Genomic DNA, 15,540 nt, shown 5'->3' on the forward strand with positions numbered 1-15,540 from the left:
GATTTTTTAATCATGGTTGAGGATGCAATATGACGAGCCGGTTATTTAATCGCAAAATAGCCACTGTCGAGTAAATCAGACAACGGTTGCGGCGGGCTGATGGTTTCACCGTCAGCTAAATCGACACCGATGGTTATCAGTTTATTGAGCGTTAGAGGGAGTTCTGCTGGCCCAGCCAGAGTGGCGATATTGGCTCGCTGAGCGGTACCATTAATGATAGAGACCAGCACTTCATCCATCTGGTTAATATGGATATGGGAAATTAACTCGCTGTTAAACTTAAGATAATCGATAGTGTGATCCGCCAGTAACTCGAAATCATTCAGGTTATGACCAAACTCTTTAACGATGAGTTTACAGCCCAGTTGTTGCAATTTGGCGAGAAAATTGCCAATCGCGAAGGGGTATTGCAGTAAGGTGGATTCATCGACCATCCAATAGAGACTTTGTGTTGGCAGTACGGTTTGCCGCACCAAGGTCAGCAATGATTGGCGAAACTCTTCTTTGAGCAGCGCCGCCTCTGACAGCGGGATAGCCAGCGCCAGCCCTTTATGTTTGATAGCTTGGGCATGTGTCATTAACAGTTGCTCACAGACCCAATTATCAATCTGCGGCAGCAAGCTATAGAGCAGCGCGGCTTCCTGAAACTCAGCCTGGCTGACGTTAAGGCCATGTGGCCGATTAACCTCGAAACTGATTTGATAGAAACAGACAGACAATGGCGTTCTGGGGGGCGCGGTTGGGGTGAGTTGCAATACCAGTTGGTTATCATTGAGAATATTCTCAACATCTTCCCTGCTCAACAGCTCGTGTTGGCGTGCTAATAGCTGCTTTTGCCGTGGCTGATAGAGATAAACCTGACCGCGTCCACTGTGTTTAGCGGTGTAACAGGCGATATCTGCCTGTGCCATAATTTCACTGCGCTGATTGTTATTGCTACTTATTTGCGTCACACCGGCGCTGGCCCCAATACGATAGAGCTTATCTTCCCAGTAGAAATGATAGCCATTAATCAGTGATACCAGACTTTGGGTAATGGCTTTGGCATGGGGTAGGGTGCAGTTGAGCATCAGTAAGCCAAACTCATCACCGCCGAGGCGTGCAACACAATCGCTGTTACGTAAGTGCTGGCGCATCAACTGGCTCAACTCTTTCAATAATGCGTCTCCTGCGGGATGCCCGGCAGTGTCATTAATGGCTTTGAAATAGTCTAAATCAAGGAAAGCCAATGCATGTTGTTGGTTAAGTTCGACGCTAATTTGGATTGCCGCTTTCAATTTATTCTCAAAATTGGCGCGGTTTGGCAGACCCGTGAGATTATCGTGAGAGGCGCTGTGGCTGAGTTTGCGCATCATTGCGCGCGATTCGCCGACATCCTGGAACACCAGTACCGCCCCGACAATGTCCCCTTCCAACGTTTTCAGCGGCGCGACCGACTCCTGAATATCATAATACTGGCCATCACGATGGTGTAATACCATTGACTCATTGAACGAAGAGTAGGGGCGATGATTAAGGCAATGCTCTATCGGGTTATCAATCTCCGCGCCGTCTACGCCGTTAGTCAACTTGATGATATGGTTGACTGGTTGGCCCAATGCGATGGTATTTGCCCAGCCAGTCATTTTCTCGGCCACCGGGTTCATAAAGGTAATCTTCATCTCCTGATCGGTACAGACCACAGCTTCACCGATGGAGTCCAGCGTGATATGCAGTCGCTCTTTCTCTTCGTGCAGCGCTTCCGTCAGATTTCTGATTTCCGTCATATCCAGCGTGGTACCAATCAGACGCAGAATATTGCCATTTTTATCACATATCATATTGGCTTGATTACGCAGATGGACAATTTCACCATCCGGTAATAACAGCCGGAATTCCAGACGGTATGGCTGGCGCTGCTTGAGGGCGGCGCTATATTCGCGATTAACCCGATTGATATCTTCATGATGAATGTATTTCTGCCAAACACGCTCATCAACCTGGGTATTAAAAGGAATATGATAGAGTTCATACATCCGCTTATCCCAACTGATAACCTGCGTTTTGATATCCAATTCCCAGATACCGATCCCCCCAGCCTCGTTAGCCAGCGTAATACGCTCCATTAGGCGGCGGTTAATAATCTCGGTTTTTTTCAGCTCATTGATATCTTCAGCCTGCGAGATGAAATAGAGCGGTTGCTGTTGGTGATCCCGCACCACACTGACCACCAGTAGTGCCCACACGATTTCACCATCGCTGCGAATATAGCGCTTTTCCATCGAATAGCTGGGGATACGGCCATGATACAGGTCGTCGAGTAATTTCAGGTCCGCAGAGAGATCGTCTGGATGAGTAATTTGCTGGAAAGTCAGGGTCAGTAATGTCTCTTGGGAATAGCCTAATAACTTGCATAAGGCCTGATTGACCTGCATCCATTGGCCTTGCGGTGAGACCAAGGCCATACCGATGGCTGAATATTCCATCGCGTTACGAAAGCGGTTTTCGCTTTCAATAATATGCTCTTTCTCCATGCGAAAAGAGTGCATTACCATTGCCATGGCATGGGGCGGAATTAACACCATTAATAAAGGAATAAAGGAGAACGCTTGAATTGACAGGTTAGTATCGGAATTAATGGTATACAGCTTGAAATTAAGCATCAATGCAATCAGCAATGTTGCCATAAAGCAGATGGTAAATGTCTCAAAACGCGGTAAGCGGATTGAGGTCCAGATCAACGTCATGATGACAAAAGTGAAGGGGAAAGGCAGATAAATCAGTCCGATATAACAAGCTGATAGTGATATTATCATCATAAAAATCATATCAAACAGCGCTTTGGATTTGGTCGCGATATTGAAGTAACCTCGACGGTAAAGTAACCCGACCGGCCCTAAGGCCAACATGCCTACCGCTTCGGACATAAACCACACCGTGAGCACTTGGGTAAAGCCCCCGTTTTGTGGGGATAAATACCAAGCCGCTGCCAGCCCACTGGCCAGAGGGACCACAATCACAGTGCAAACCGAGAATTTAAGCCAACTGAGCAGGTTATTGAGCGGGTCTTTGGTTTGCAGGAATTTACGCAGTAACCAGGCCCCGGCGGATGCCTCTGCCAGGTTGATAAATGTTAGGGGTAACGGGAACCAACTGAGGCCATATAAAATAAAATTAGCAGCAACAATACATATCCCTGCGGCCAATAATTGCCATAACCAGTAGCGCATAGGATGGTGGAACAGCGCCACCATTAATACTGCCGTCGGGAACCATAATGGGGCAAGGTTTTCTGACCGTTCAGAAAGCTGGATACAAAAGAGTGCGAGCAAAAATACGACTATGCTGATGATAGTAATGTGGATAATGGTTCTATTGTCAGGTGCCGGTCTTTCGGACGCACTGAGATCCATATAACGCCTTATTTTGCTCACACAGCTTTAGATTATGATAGGAAAAACCCATCACATAAAGAATATACCGCCGTTAAAATACGGTCATATTCAAAAGTTTAGTATAGATAAACACTGTAGAGTGTTATTCCTCTTCTCAGTGCTTAATTAATGATTTGTTTATTAGCATAATAGTCAGACCAAGAATATAGTTGCCAGTCCCAGAAAGATGAAAAAACCACCGGTATCTGTGATGGCGGTGATCATAACACTCGATCCGATAGCCGGATCACGCCCCATCCGAGCCATGGTCATCGGGATAATAACCCCCATGAGTGCTGCCATCAGCAAGTTAAGGATCATGGCTAATGTCATCACCCCCCCCATTGCCGGATCGCCATAGAGCAGATAGGTTACTACCCCCATAATCCCGCCCCATACCAGACCATTAATCAACGCTACGCCCAATTCTCTGAACATCAGGAAGGTCACGTTACCTTGTTGAATATGGTGTAATGCCAACGCTCGGACAATCATGGTAATGGTTTGATTACCGGTATTGCCGCCAATACCGGCCACAATCGGCATTAATGCTGCCAGAGCCACTAATTGTGAGATGGTGTCCTCAAATAAGCCGATCACGCGTGAGGCAACAAATGCCGTACAGAGGTTGATTGCCAGCCATGACCAGCGGGTGCGAACCGCGCGGCCTACCGGGGAGAACACATCTTCTTCCGGGCTTAAGCCCCCCATGCGTCTTAGGGTGGTGTCGCTCTCTTCGTTGACCACATCAACAATCTCTTCGATGGTCAAACGACCCATCAGTTTGCCTTTGGCATCAATTACCGCGGCACTGATTAAGTCATAACGTTCAAAAGCACCGGCAGCATCCTCTGCTTTCTGTTCGGGTTGGAACGTGGTCGGGTTGCTATCCATCACCTCAAATACTTTAGCATCGGGCGCATTGAGCAGGATAGAGGTCAATGGTAACTCGCCAAGCAAGGTATTTTTGCGGTCAACCACAAAGATTTTATCCGTGGCATCGGGAATATTTTTCCGATAACGCAAATAGCGTTGCACGGCTGCCAGCGTAATATCGGCACGTACCGTCACCAGCTCGAAATCCATCATCTGACCGACAGTGTCACGGGCATATTGGATAACTTCCCGCACTCGGGCGCGCTGATCCGGGTCCAACGAGGTGAGCAGGCGGCCCATCAAATTACGTGGCAGGTATTCAGCCAAATAAGCCTGTTCATCGACATGCAAAGTGCGCATGGCCCTCAACAGGTCTTTATCACTCATCTCTTTAATCAGCGAATCCCACACTGTTTCAGAGACTTCAACCAGCGTTTGGCCGCGTTTCTCATTTTTGACCAACCGCCACAATGCCAAACGTTCGTCATGAGGCAACGCCTCCAGTAAGTCAGCAAGGTCGGCAGCATGCAGATCATCAAGTAGACTTCTGATTTCTAACGTTTGCTCGGACAGTTGTTCATCACTGAGCTTTTCTTTCTCTTCCTGACGGCCAAGAATGCCATCAACCAAAGCCTTATTATTCAATAATAGAGAAAGTATCCGGTTGCGTATTTCAGCCAGTTTTTTCGTATTATTTTTAGTTTTATTCTTTATAACGGCAGAAATTGGCACAGGAATAATCGGCACTGGCATAGTGTGTCCTTAATTCGAAAACGACCCTTTGCCCCTGAAGTCGTAGGGATAGGCACTAAAACATTAACGACAAAACATCTAGGGGCTGAGATCGCTCTCATGGGGGCCAGGTGGTTCGCCTTCTACAGTCAGTTCAAGTTGCTGTGACTGCCTGCGCTCCTGATGATGGGAAATAGAAGCGACCGCCGCATACAATAAACGGCCAAACAGAATGAGAAAGCTCACCAGTAGGATTATTTTTGTTAGCTGTGCTGTTGGCCGTCTTCTCATCATTTACCTTCCTACCCTTCGCTCTTGGCGTTGCAGCGTTGTTTGTCACAATTAATGTTAGCTGCTCTCACTACTCGCCCCATCCATGGGCCTCGCCTCGTTGAGGCCGCTGCAAGCAGCGTTCAAATCTGCTCCCGGCAGATTTGTCACCCGAATCACTGACGAGAGTCAGCTCATCGGGGTTGATTCTGATTACTCTTTGACGGTAACCACATCCGCTGCTTCTGGTTCTTCTTCTTCAATGATCAGCTTCCAGCCTACTACATCATCCCAGTATGCCTGCTCACGCTCAAAATCCAGTTGTACCAGATTATTTTGTGTCAGATAACCGACGGGGAAACGTAATGTCCAATGGCTATCGTCAGTTATCAAACGCAGACTCTCTGGCGTGGTAGTCGACTGACGCTGATTATTCAGTAACGTACTCAAACGTAATAACTGAATTAACGGTAAATAATACTTTTTCTTGAATAAATTTAAACGCGGTAATTCATCCAGCTTGATGCCTTTACGATGCATTCGTACCAACGTTGCCAGCAGCAGTTGTTGCTCCTGATTAAAGCCCGGTAAGTTGGTGTTTTGCAGGATATAGGCAGAATGGCGGTGCATCCCACTGTGATTAATACTCAGACCCACTTCGTGCAACATTGCCGCCCATTTCAACAATGCTTCAAGCTGCGGCTGCACCAACTTGGTGTTCTGCGCTAACCACTGAGTATAAAGTTGTTCGGTTGTTTCCAGCACTCGGCGGGCTTGTTCGCGGTCAATATTATAGTGTTCCGCCAGGCTTTTTGCCGTGCGTTGACGAATATCCTGATGGCGGAAACGGCCTTCCATCTCATACAGCACGCCTTCGCGCAGCGCGCCGTCGGATAAGCGTAACTCTTTGACTGCTAACGCATCAAATACCCCACACAAGATAGCCAAGCCTGGTACAAATACCGACTGGCGATCTTCTGATAATCCCGGCAGGCTCAGGGCTGAGAAGTGTTTGAATTGTAACACTTGCTCAACCAGCATTTCGAGGCGCTCTGGTGTTATCAAACCGTCTTTTTCGCCCATTTCCACCAACACTTCATAGGTGGCCTTAATGGTGCCGGATGCCCCCAGCGCATATTGCCAACCCTGAATGCGGTATTGCCATGCCAGGTTTTCCAGTTTCTGTGCTGCCGCAAGACGAGCACGTTTGAAATTGGCCTTACTTATCTCACCGTGTGGGAAGAACTGCTGGGCAAAACTCACGCACCCCATACGGCGGCTCTCTACCAACAGAGGCTCAAAATCTTCACCAATAACTAACTCTGTTGAACCCCCACCAATATCAATGACCAGCTTGCGGCCTTTTTCCGGCTGAGTGTGTTCGACGCCCATAAAAATCAGACGGGCCTCTTCTTGGCCGGAAATGATTTCGATCGGATACGGAATAACCGCCGCCGCCCGCTTGAGGAATGCCTCTGCGTTAGCAGCTTGGCGCAGCGAATGAGTGCCAACAATACACACATTATCAGGTGAGAAACCCTGCAAGCGTTCTGCAAACAGCGCCAAACAGGCTAAACCCCGTTCGATGGCTTCTTCGCTAAGCATGTTATTGTGGTCCAAACCATCAGCCAGATGTACGCGCTGCTTTAGGCGACCTAAAACCTGTAGCGCGCCGTTGACGACCCGGGCAATGACCATATGAAAACTGTTAGAACCCAAATCGATAGCTGCAATTTCCTGCGGCTTGGTGGTCGATGAACTGTTGGATAGCGGCATAGTTTTAGCTCGATGCGTCTGGTTGTTCCAGCGCTTTTAAATAATCATAGATGGCAATCTGTGCACGTACTTTGCGCCTATTACCACGCGGTACATAACGATTACTCAGTTCTTTATCAATATAACGGGCTTTTACCGTGTCGTTGAATAACAGCTCTAAAATATCTAGCACCCGTTGTTTTAATTTCGGATCCAGCAATGAGACCGCGACTTCAATACGGTAATCGATGTTACGGGTCATCCAGTCAGCTGAAGAGAGATACACCAGTTTGTCGCCTTTATTCTCGAACACATAGACCCGGTCATGTTCCAAGAAACGGTCAACGATACTGGTGACCTGAATATTATCGCTGATCCCCGGCATATTGGGGATTAACGAGCACATGCCACGTACCAATAATCGGATTTTTACCCCAGCACTGGAGGCGCTATATAACCTATCTACCAGACCTTTATCTACTAAATTATTTATCTTCAGGGTAATACCGGCGCTTTCTCCGGCCTGAGCATGAATAATTTCCTGATCAATCAATTGATACAACATTAAGCGCGAGTTCTGCGGTGACACCATCAGATTATCGAATTTGACCGGGCGATAAGGATTTTCGATAAAGTTAAACACCCGCCGTACTTCATTGGTAATACGGGCATCAGCGGTCAGTAATGAGTAGTCGGTATAGATTCGGGCGGTCTTCTCATTGAAGTTGCCGGTACCGATATGGGCATAGCGCACGATCTCCTCGCCTTCAAGGCGGGAAATCAGGAATAATTTGGCGTGGATCTTCAGACCAGGTGCTGAGAAAATAACGTGTACACCAGCGGCGGTCAGGCTTTTGGCCCAGTGGATATTGGCTTCTTCATCAAAGCGCGCCTGTAACTCTACCACTACCGTGACTTTCTTGCCGTTATGGGCGGCATGGATCATCGATTCTATGATGCGTGAATCCTTGGCGACCCGATAAATATTGATTTTAATCGCTAATACGCTGGGATCGAAAGAGGCTTGACGCAGTAATTCCAATACGTGTTCAAAGGTGTGATAAGGGTAATACAGCAGGACATCTTGTTCACGGATAGCATCAAAGCCATTGCGGAATTTATCAAACCAAATATGGCGCAGGCGCGGCATTGGCCGGTTAACCAGATTGCTTTTGCCCACATTCGGGAAGCTGATAAAGTCTTTGAAGTTATGGTAACGGCCACCTGCAATAACCGAGTCATCATTAGAGATACCCAATTTATTGCGCAGTAATTCCACCATCTCATCGGGCATATCACGTTGGTAAACAAAGCGCACCGGCTCTGCCGTCAGGCGCTGTTTAAGGCTCGACGACATCAGCTCCAGCAGGCTGGATTCCATTTCAGTGACCAAATCATATTCGGCATCACGGGTCATCTTCATGGAGTAGGCGTTTAGCGCATCGTAATCAAAGAAGCCTTTAAAAATCTCATCGAGGCAAAATCTCAATATATTATCAAGTAATATCATTGGCTTGCGGCGGCGAGGTGCTTCTGGTGGCAAATTGACAAAACGCGGGACTTTATCTGAAGGAATCTCCAGCAGGGCATAGGCAATTTCCTGCCCGCGGATAATCTCCACCGCTAGATAGGTGTAATCGTCTTTTAAGAACTGCACCAGGTTGGTGTCATGGTTAATCAAGATCGGCGTAATGTGTTGGCGCAGATGCTGTTTAAAATAGATTTTTAGCCAGGCTTGCTGATTTTCGGAAATCTGCCGTTCATTAATCAGGAAGATCTGATTACGCGCCATTTCCAGTAAAAGATCATTATATAACCCATCAAATTCTTGATCGGCTTTCACCACTTTGCTCTGAATTTTTTTCAGCAAATGGCGAGAGGTCACGGCAGAGCCTTGCTCTTCGCTGATCAAAATGCGCCGTTTCAGATCGGCAAATCGGACTTTATAGAATTCGTCCAGATTATTGGAGTAAATGCCAAGAAATCGCATCCGCTCGATGAGTGGATTGCTCTTATCTGCTGCTTCCTGCAATACCCGCTCATTAAAAGATAACCAGCTAAGTTCTTTTTCGATGTAGAGCTTTTCCTGACCCATTGCAACTCCAGTAAGATTATTGTGGGAGTATTTAGTGTCCTCAATCATTATTGCGAAAGTTTGACAAGAAAGTCCAACAGATATCATTAGTTAACTTTGTCCGTTAAACCTTATACCCAATCGATCTTAAGTTGCAGGAAAGCGGCAAGTAACAGACAGATTGGTCAAAGATGGGTTTGAGCAACACACCTGCATTTTGAAAGATGGTGGGTATAAAACATTGTCATGCAAACGCCACAAAAGTGACATAAGATGCTCGGTCATCTGGCGGTATAGATATACGCTTGGATTGATAATAGTAGACGGGGCATGGGGCAATCGAAGAGTATGCAGCGAACAGGCAAAGCAACACCATCAGGGAGAGATAAGCGCCGGGCTGCCATTGATCGTTTAGTGCACATGGCGGTGACGAGTAGTGGCTTGTTAGTGCTGCTGACACTGATGTTGATTTTCGTTTACCTATTGTATGCCGTATTACCGTTGTTTAAACCGGCCTCTATCAGTTTGCATAATCAGTTCGCTGTCACTCGCAGTGCGCCGACGGCCGCGCTGGGTATTGATATTCAAGGGCAGATCGGATATCGCATTGATAATCAAGGCTATGGCTACTTTATTCGGCTCAATGCACTGGGGGCATCCCCAGCAGGTAGTCTGATAAGCGAACAGCGGTTATCGCCCCCACCGGTATCAATCAGCCGTGCAGCCAATGGGCAACCTTTGTATGGCGTTGGCCTGAGCAATGGCCGTCTTACTCTACTGCAACCCGATTTCTCAGCCACACCGCCACGCTGGCAATTTCCGCTGGGTGAACAGCCGCGTTTTATGGATTTGAAAGGCCAACGCTTGCAGCATTTGGTGCTGGCTGAACCGCAACCACAGCAATTTACCATTGCCGCCGTTACCGATGATGGCCGCTTGCTGGCAGGGACGTTTACTGCCCAAGGGCAGCAGGTTACTGAACTGACGGATGTGCCGAAAACGGTCAGTCAACTGTTATTGGCACCTGACGGGCGTTTGCTCTATCTGTTATCCGGCCAGCAGTTATCTATCTATCAATTTGGCCCGGAACTGAAATTGCGTGAAACTGTGTCGTTACTGGATGACCAGCATGCGTCTGATGGGCCATTGACCCTCTCTTTGCTGCCAGGTGGCAAGTCGTTGCTGGTGCAAGCGCCGGGCGGCGTAATCAGCCAATGGTTTGATGTGCAGAAAGGGCCGGATAATCAATTTCACTTGACGCGCATACGCAGTTTCACTCCAACAGGTAAGGGCTTATTGACCACGGAGCGCGCGCGTCGGGTCTTTGCCTCATTATCGCCACAAGGCGAGCTATCACTCTTCTCCAGTATCCAGTCAACGCCTTTGCTGCAACATAAATTAGCTGACGGCGTTACCGACGCCGCATTCTCCCCTTGGGGCGATAGTTTGCTGCTTGAGAATGCTGCCGGTTGGTCTACCTATCAATTGGACAATCGCTATCCAGACATTGGCTGGCGTAGCTTGTGGCAACGGGTGTGGTATGAGAATTACCCTGAGCCAGCCTATGTTTGGCAATCAAGCTCGGCCGAAGAAAGCTATCAGGCTAAATTCAGCTTGGTACCGATTATTTTCGGCACATTAAAGGCGGCCGCCTATGCCATGTTATTCGCCGTTCCATTAGCCTTGGCGGGGGCAATTTATACGGCCTATTTTATGTCGCCAGGTTTGCGGCGAGTGGTTAAACCGGCCATTGAGATGATGGGGGCATTCCCAACCGTGGTTATAGGTTTGATTGCTGGTATTTGGTTGGCTCCGGTAATTGAACATTATCTGACGGGAATTCTGCTACTTCCGCCGCTGTTGGCGCTGGCTATTTTATTGTGTGGCTGGGGGAGTAGTTGTCTGGTGGAAAAGACACAATGGCGGTTACCTGCGGGCTGGGACGTGATTGTGCTGTTGCCGGTTATCCTGCTGACCGGTTGGTTCGCATTATGGTTGGGACCACAACTGGCGCAGTGGGTGCTAGGAGGGCCGTTACATGAGTGGTTGGGTGACAACTACTCTCAACGTAATGCGCTGGTGGTCGGTGTCGCCATGGGGTTTGCTCTGATCCCGGTCATCTTTTCGCTGGCAGAGGATGCACTATTCAGTGTGCCGCCGTCACTCAGCCAAGGCTCATTGGCACTAGGGGCGACCCCGTGGCAGACGTTAACCCGGGTCATTCTGCCCTCAGCCTACGCTGGTATCTTCTCTGCACTGATGATTGGTTTTGGCCGTGCGGTGGGGGAAACCATGATTGTGCTCATGGCGACCGGCAATACACCCATTATTGATGGCAGCATTTTTCAGGGGTTACGGGCGATGGCCGCCAATATCGCTATCGAGATGCCGGAAGCGGTCGTCGGTAGCGGCCACTATCGGGTGCTATTCCTGACCGCACTGGTGCTGTTTTGCTTCACTTTTTTAGTCAATACACTGGCCGAGGCTATTCGTCTGCGGTTGCGTGAACGCTATCAGATGGAGCGGACGGCGTGATGAACATTAAGCCTAATGTGTCTGGCGTGACCAAAAAGTGGTTTGCATCGGGTTCCCCGTGGATCTGGCTAACCGCTAGTGCTGTCAGTATCAGCCTGCTGGCGTTGCTTGGGATCATATTATTGTTGGCAGGCCAAGGGATGCGATATTTCTGGCCCGCCCCGGTCTATCTGTTTGAGCTTAAGCAAACGGCGGCAGGCCCGGTCAAAATGATTGGTGAAATTTATCAACAGCAGACGCTGTCACGTCAGCAATTAGAACAAGCCGGCGTGATGTTACCGTCGCAGGCCGGTGAGACAGTAACCCGCTATTTGATTAAAACCGGTAACCGTGAGATTCAGGGTCAGGATTTCCATCGCCTGCTGGACAGTGATATCCAGCAACTCACTTTGCCTAAAGATCTGCTGGTGCTGGATCGCCAAAACAATGGTACGGCATACGGTTTCCTCGCTGGCATGTTGGATAACGGCCAACCGTTAGTGGGCAATGATTTGGCTCAGGAACTGCAAAAACGTATTCCTGTGATACAAGGTCTGGTCAAGCGCGCGCAGGATATTCAGTTCCGCCAAATGAATATGCTCAATCAACAGTTTGAGGCGTTGCGGCTAGAGAAGAAACGGCTACAAATGAATGGCGGCCTTGACAGTAAATCGCAGGACCGTATCGAGGCGGAGTGGGGGGCGCTGCAACGTAGCCATCAAGCCATGATGGAAACATTACGCGGGCTACAAACCGAGCAAAGTCGCTACACGCTGTTATTGCGCGACATGAATGGGCAAATCCACCCACTGTCACTTAGCCAGATTAACCGCGCCTGGTATCCCAATGACATGACTTTCGGGCAAAAACTACATCATTGGGCAGCACAAACTCAGAAATTCCTGACCGATAATCCGCGCAATGCCAATACCGAGGGCGGTGTGTTCCCAGCGATTTTTGGTACGGTACTGATGGTGATATTGATGTCTATCGTGGTCATGCCATTAGGGGTGATTGCTGCGGTGTATTTACATGAATATGCCGGCAAAAACTGGTTGACCCGAATGATCCGTATTTCTGTGGTGAATCTGGCTGGGGTGCCCTCTATTGTTTATGGCGTGTTTGGCCTCGGTTTCTTTGTCTATCTGATTGGTGGATCACTGGATAAACTGTTTTACCCAGAGGCGCTCCCCAACCCGACATTCGGTACCCCTGGCGTTTTATGGGCGGCGTTAACGCTAGCACTGCTGACGTTGCCAGTGGTGATTGTTGCCACCGAAGAGGGGCTATCACGCATTCCGGCCAGCTTGCGGCAAGGCTCGCAAGCGCTGGGAGCCACTAAGGCTGAGACACTGTGGCATATTGTGTTACCGATGGCGGCACCGGCGATGATTACCGGGCTTATTTTGGCGGTGGCACGGGCTGCGGGGGAAACCGCGCCGCTGATGCTGGTAGGGGTGGTGAAATCAGCGCCGCTCTTGCCGGTCGATGGTATCTTCCCGTTCCTGCATTTAGAACGTAAGTTCATGCATTTGAGCTTCCAGATATACGATATGGCATTTCAAAGCCCCAATGTGGAAGCGGCTCGCCCATTAGTCTTTGCCACAGCTCTGCTGCTGGTGATCATTGTGGTCGGCCTTAATTTAGCGGCTATTGGTATTCGCCATCATTTGCGTGAAAAATATCGAGGTTTATTGTTGTGACTGAACTTTTTAACCCGCAGGACGAAATATGGGACTTTTGACGCCAGATTCGCTGCCGCTGCTTGATGTGCAGCAATTGACCGACGAGCAAACAGCGCTGGCGGTCGAAAAGCTCAATTTATTTTATGGTGACAAACAGGTGTTGCACGATATTTCATTTAATGTGCCTAAGCACCGTGTTACTGCGCTGATTGGCCCGTCTGGTTGTGGTAAATCTACCTTATTGCGCTGCTTTAACCGCATGAATGATTTGCTGGATAACTGCCATCTTGAGGGTGAAATCCGGCTAGGTAGTGAAATTATCACCGATAAAACCACTGACGTTGCCGCATTGCGTCGGCGGGTTGGCATGGTGTTTCAGCGGCCCAACCCATTCCCTAAGTCAATTTATGAGAATGTGGTATATGGCCTGCGCTTGCAGGGGATTCGTGACCGTCGGGTGCTTGATGATGCTGTTGAGCGCTCATTGCGGGCCGCAGCATTGTGGCATGAAGTGAAGGACCGGTTGCGGGAAAATGCCTTTCGCCTCTCCAGCGGCCAGCAGCAGCGCTTGGTCATCGCCAGAGCCATTGCTATTGAACCTGAGGTGTTATTGCTCGATGAGCCGACATCCGCTCTGGACCCAATATCCACCCTAACCATCGAAGAGTTGATAACCACACTCAAGCAGCAGTACACCGTGGTACTGGTCACCCATAATATGCAGCAGGCGGCGCGGGTCTCGGATTACACCGCCTTCATTCATCAAGGGAGCCTGGTGGAATATAACGATACCGATGCGTTGTTCACTTCACCGCGTCAGCGCCGGACGGAAGATTATATTACCGGGCGTTACGGTTGAACATTTAGCGCCAGTACAGCAGTTTCTAAGGTGTTTGCTTTATTTATCAATTGCGATTTAAGTTTACACTTTCATGTGCCGCTCGTTATTTAGGTGACTATTGAATGGAAGCGTTAAGTGAAAGAGCTATTGATAACTCAGCCTGATTTTATGGAGACATTTAGTTGTGTCGGCACAGCATGTCGCGAACACTGCTGCAAAGGCCAAAATGTCACGCTTGATAGAAATCGTTATCAAAAATACATTAAAAGCCCTTACGCAGAAATTAAACGTATTGCCATTAACCAGATTTCTGTTACTCAAGCCAGCCTTGCCTCTTGGGCCAATATTCACCCAGATAGTCAGGGGAATTGCCCCTTTCTTGATGAACAACGGTTATGTCAAATTCACAAACATGCCGGCGCTCATGCACTGAGTCACAGTTGCGCAACTTTCCCCCGCGTTGAACATGTTTATAAAAATCAGAAAATTAAAAGCATGTCACTCTCTTGCCCTGAAGTAACCCGGCAGGCGTTATTTTCCGATGACGCGCTAACGTTGCGTTTTTCTACTATCAACCAATATGACTATTACAAAGCACCGGATATTGTTATTGAAGAGCGGTTGGTTAATCGCGCTTGTGCGGCAATTGCAGCCAGCCAGCAACCGAATATTGAAGAAAATCTTTGGGCGATAAATTGTTTATTACATAATTATCAAGCCTGGGATGACGTGAGTAAAATTAAAATGGTTGAGATAGACAACCTGCGCACTGAACTTATCGCCACCATGATGGTGGGGCAAGCAGCCCATGAACTGGCTGCGGCGAAGAGAGAGCCGACTATCGGTGATGAGCGATTAAATTTCTTGGCTGATTTTATTGCACAACTGGCTGATATTCGGGGGCGAAATACGCTGGCGGCTTATGCTCAACCGTTGCTGAGCTACGCCACTAATGACCTGATTGAGCAAAATAATAATAAGCAACAATTAAACAATGCATGGCAACAGTATGCATTGCCCTTTTTTACCAAATACCCGTCAGTATGGCGCAATTATTTTCTGTTACGCATTCATCATGACCAATTGGCGATGGGGGATGAGCAAGCGGCGGTTACAGTATTTAATCTACAAGCTATAGATTTCTTCTATTTGAAAGCACTCATTTCAGCCTATGCCAGCCAGCATGGGGAGCTAACCGAAGATGACGTGATTGGTATTATCTATTCTTATCATGCGTGTCGGGAATCCACGGACAGCTCAAGCCAGAAATTTAAACAAGACGTTATGGCTTGGGCGCTAAAAGAAGATTTTTCATTATTATCGTTGTTGGCGTGAAATAGTATTTAACTTAGTGGCGGATTGTGTCGTTTGTTATCTGTA

Annotated in this window: 9 protein-coding genes; 4 read left to right on the top strand and 5 right to left on the bottom strand. The window is 48.3% G+C overall.

The window, feature by feature from the left end:
- Positions 1-41: 41 nt before the first annotated feature.
- From V1953_RS05565 to ppk1, 5 genes are all read right to left on the bottom strand, one after another.
- Positions 42-3,392, bottom strand: a complete 3,351-nt coding sequence (locus V1953_RS05565; protein ID WP_442850740.1) for a diguanylate cyclase — start codon at positions 3,390-3,392, stop codon at positions 42-44.
- Positions 3,393-3,566: 174 nt separating this feature from the next.
- Complete coding sequence (gene mgtE / locus V1953_RS05570) at positions 3,567-5,042, bottom strand: magnesium transporter (protein ID WP_083163267.1); 1,476 nt, start codon at positions 5,040-5,042, stop codon at positions 3,567-3,569.
- Positions 5,043-5,120: 78 nt separating this feature from the next.
- Positions 5,121-5,312 (bottom strand): YfgG family protein, encoded by a 192-nt coding sequence (locus V1953_RS05575; RefSeq protein ID WP_083164142.1) that lies wholly within the window; start codon positions 5,310-5,312, stop codon positions 5,121-5,123.
- 192 nt (positions 5,313-5,504) lie between these two features.
- The gene (ppx, locus tag V1953_RS05580; protein WP_083163269.1) at positions 5,505-7,067 is read right to left on the bottom strand and encodes an exopolyphosphatase; all 1,563 of its coding nucleotides are present in this window, start codon (positions 7,065-7,067) and stop codon (positions 5,505-5,507) included.
- Between the two features lie 4 nt (positions 7,068-7,071).
- Positions 7,072-9,141 (bottom strand): polyphosphate kinase 1, encoded by a 2,070-nt coding sequence (ppk1, locus tag V1953_RS05585; RefSeq protein WP_083163271.1) that lies wholly within the window; start codon positions 9,139-9,141, stop codon positions 7,072-7,074.
- A gap of 327 nt (positions 9,142-9,468) precedes the next feature.
- Between ppk1 and V1953_RS05590 the strand changes: the two genes are divergently transcribed.
- The 4 genes from V1953_RS05590 to fliB all read left to right on the top strand — a co-directional run bounded on the left by V1953_RS05590 (position 9,469) and on the right by fliB (position 15,495).
- Complete coding sequence (locus V1953_RS05590; protein ID WP_083163273.1) at positions 9,469-11,655, top strand: ABC transporter permease subunit; 2,187 nt, start codon at positions 9,469-9,471, stop codon at positions 11,653-11,655.
- The gene (pstA, locus tag V1953_RS05595) at positions 11,655-13,337 is read left to right on the top strand and encodes a phosphate ABC transporter permease PstA (protein WP_442851301.1); all 1,683 of its coding nucleotides are present in this window, start codon (positions 11,655-11,657) and stop codon (positions 13,335-13,337) included. Before V1953_RS05590 ends, pstA begins: the two co-directional genes overlap by 1 nt.
- A 28-nt stretch (positions 13,338-13,365) precedes the next feature.
- Positions 13,366-14,178, top strand: a complete 813-nt coding sequence (gene pstB, locus V1953_RS05600; RefSeq protein WP_083163277.1) for a phosphate ABC transporter ATP-binding protein PstB — start codon at positions 13,366-13,368, stop codon at positions 14,176-14,178.
- A 117-nt stretch (positions 14,179-14,295) separates the two neighbouring features.
- Positions 14,296-15,495: a flagellin lysine-N-methylase gene (gene fliB, locus V1953_RS05605; RefSeq protein ID WP_083163279.1), complete on the top strand. Its 1,200-nt coding sequence runs from the start codon at positions 14,296-14,298 to the stop codon at positions 15,493-15,495.
- Positions 15,496-15,540 lie beyond the last annotated feature (45 nt).

Origin of the sequence: Yersinia sp. 2541 StPb PI, from assembly GCF_052217145.1 — a bacterium.
Taxonomy (GTDB): Bacteria; Pseudomonadota; Gammaproteobacteria; order Enterobacterales; family Enterobacteriaceae; genus Yersinia; species Yersinia enterocolitica_E.

Bases quoted from the DNA above. Each gene is read 5' to 3' on its own strand.
- V1953_RS05565 (WP_442850740.1), bottom strand. From the start codon at position 3,392: ATGGATCTCAGTGCGTCCGAAAGACCGGCACCTGACAATAGAACCATT.
- mgtE (WP_083163267.1), bottom strand. From the start codon at position 5,042: ATGCCAGTGCCGATTATTCCTGTGCCAATTTCTGCCGTTATAAAGAAT.
- V1953_RS05575 (WP_083164142.1), bottom strand. From the start codon at position 5,312: ATGAGAAGACGGCCAACAGCACAGCTAACAAAAATAATCCTACTGGTG.
- ppx (WP_083163269.1), bottom strand. From the start codon at position 7,067: ATGCCGCTATCCAACAGTTCATCGACCACCAAGCCGCAGGAAATTGCA.
- ppk1 (WP_083163271.1), bottom strand. From the start codon at position 9,141: ATGGGTCAGGAAAAGCTCTACATCGAAAAAGAACTTAGCTGGTTATCT.
- V1953_RS05590 (WP_083163273.1), top strand. From the start codon at position 9,469: ATGCAGCGAACAGGCAAAGCAACACCATCAGGGAGAGATAAGCGCCGG.
- pstA (WP_442851301.1), top strand. From the start codon at position 11,655: ATGAACATTAAGCCTAATGTGTCTGGCGTGACCAAAAAGTGGTTTGCA.
- pstB (WP_083163277.1), top strand. From the start codon at position 13,366: ATGGGACTTTTGACGCCAGATTCGCTGCCGCTGCTTGATGTGCAGCAA.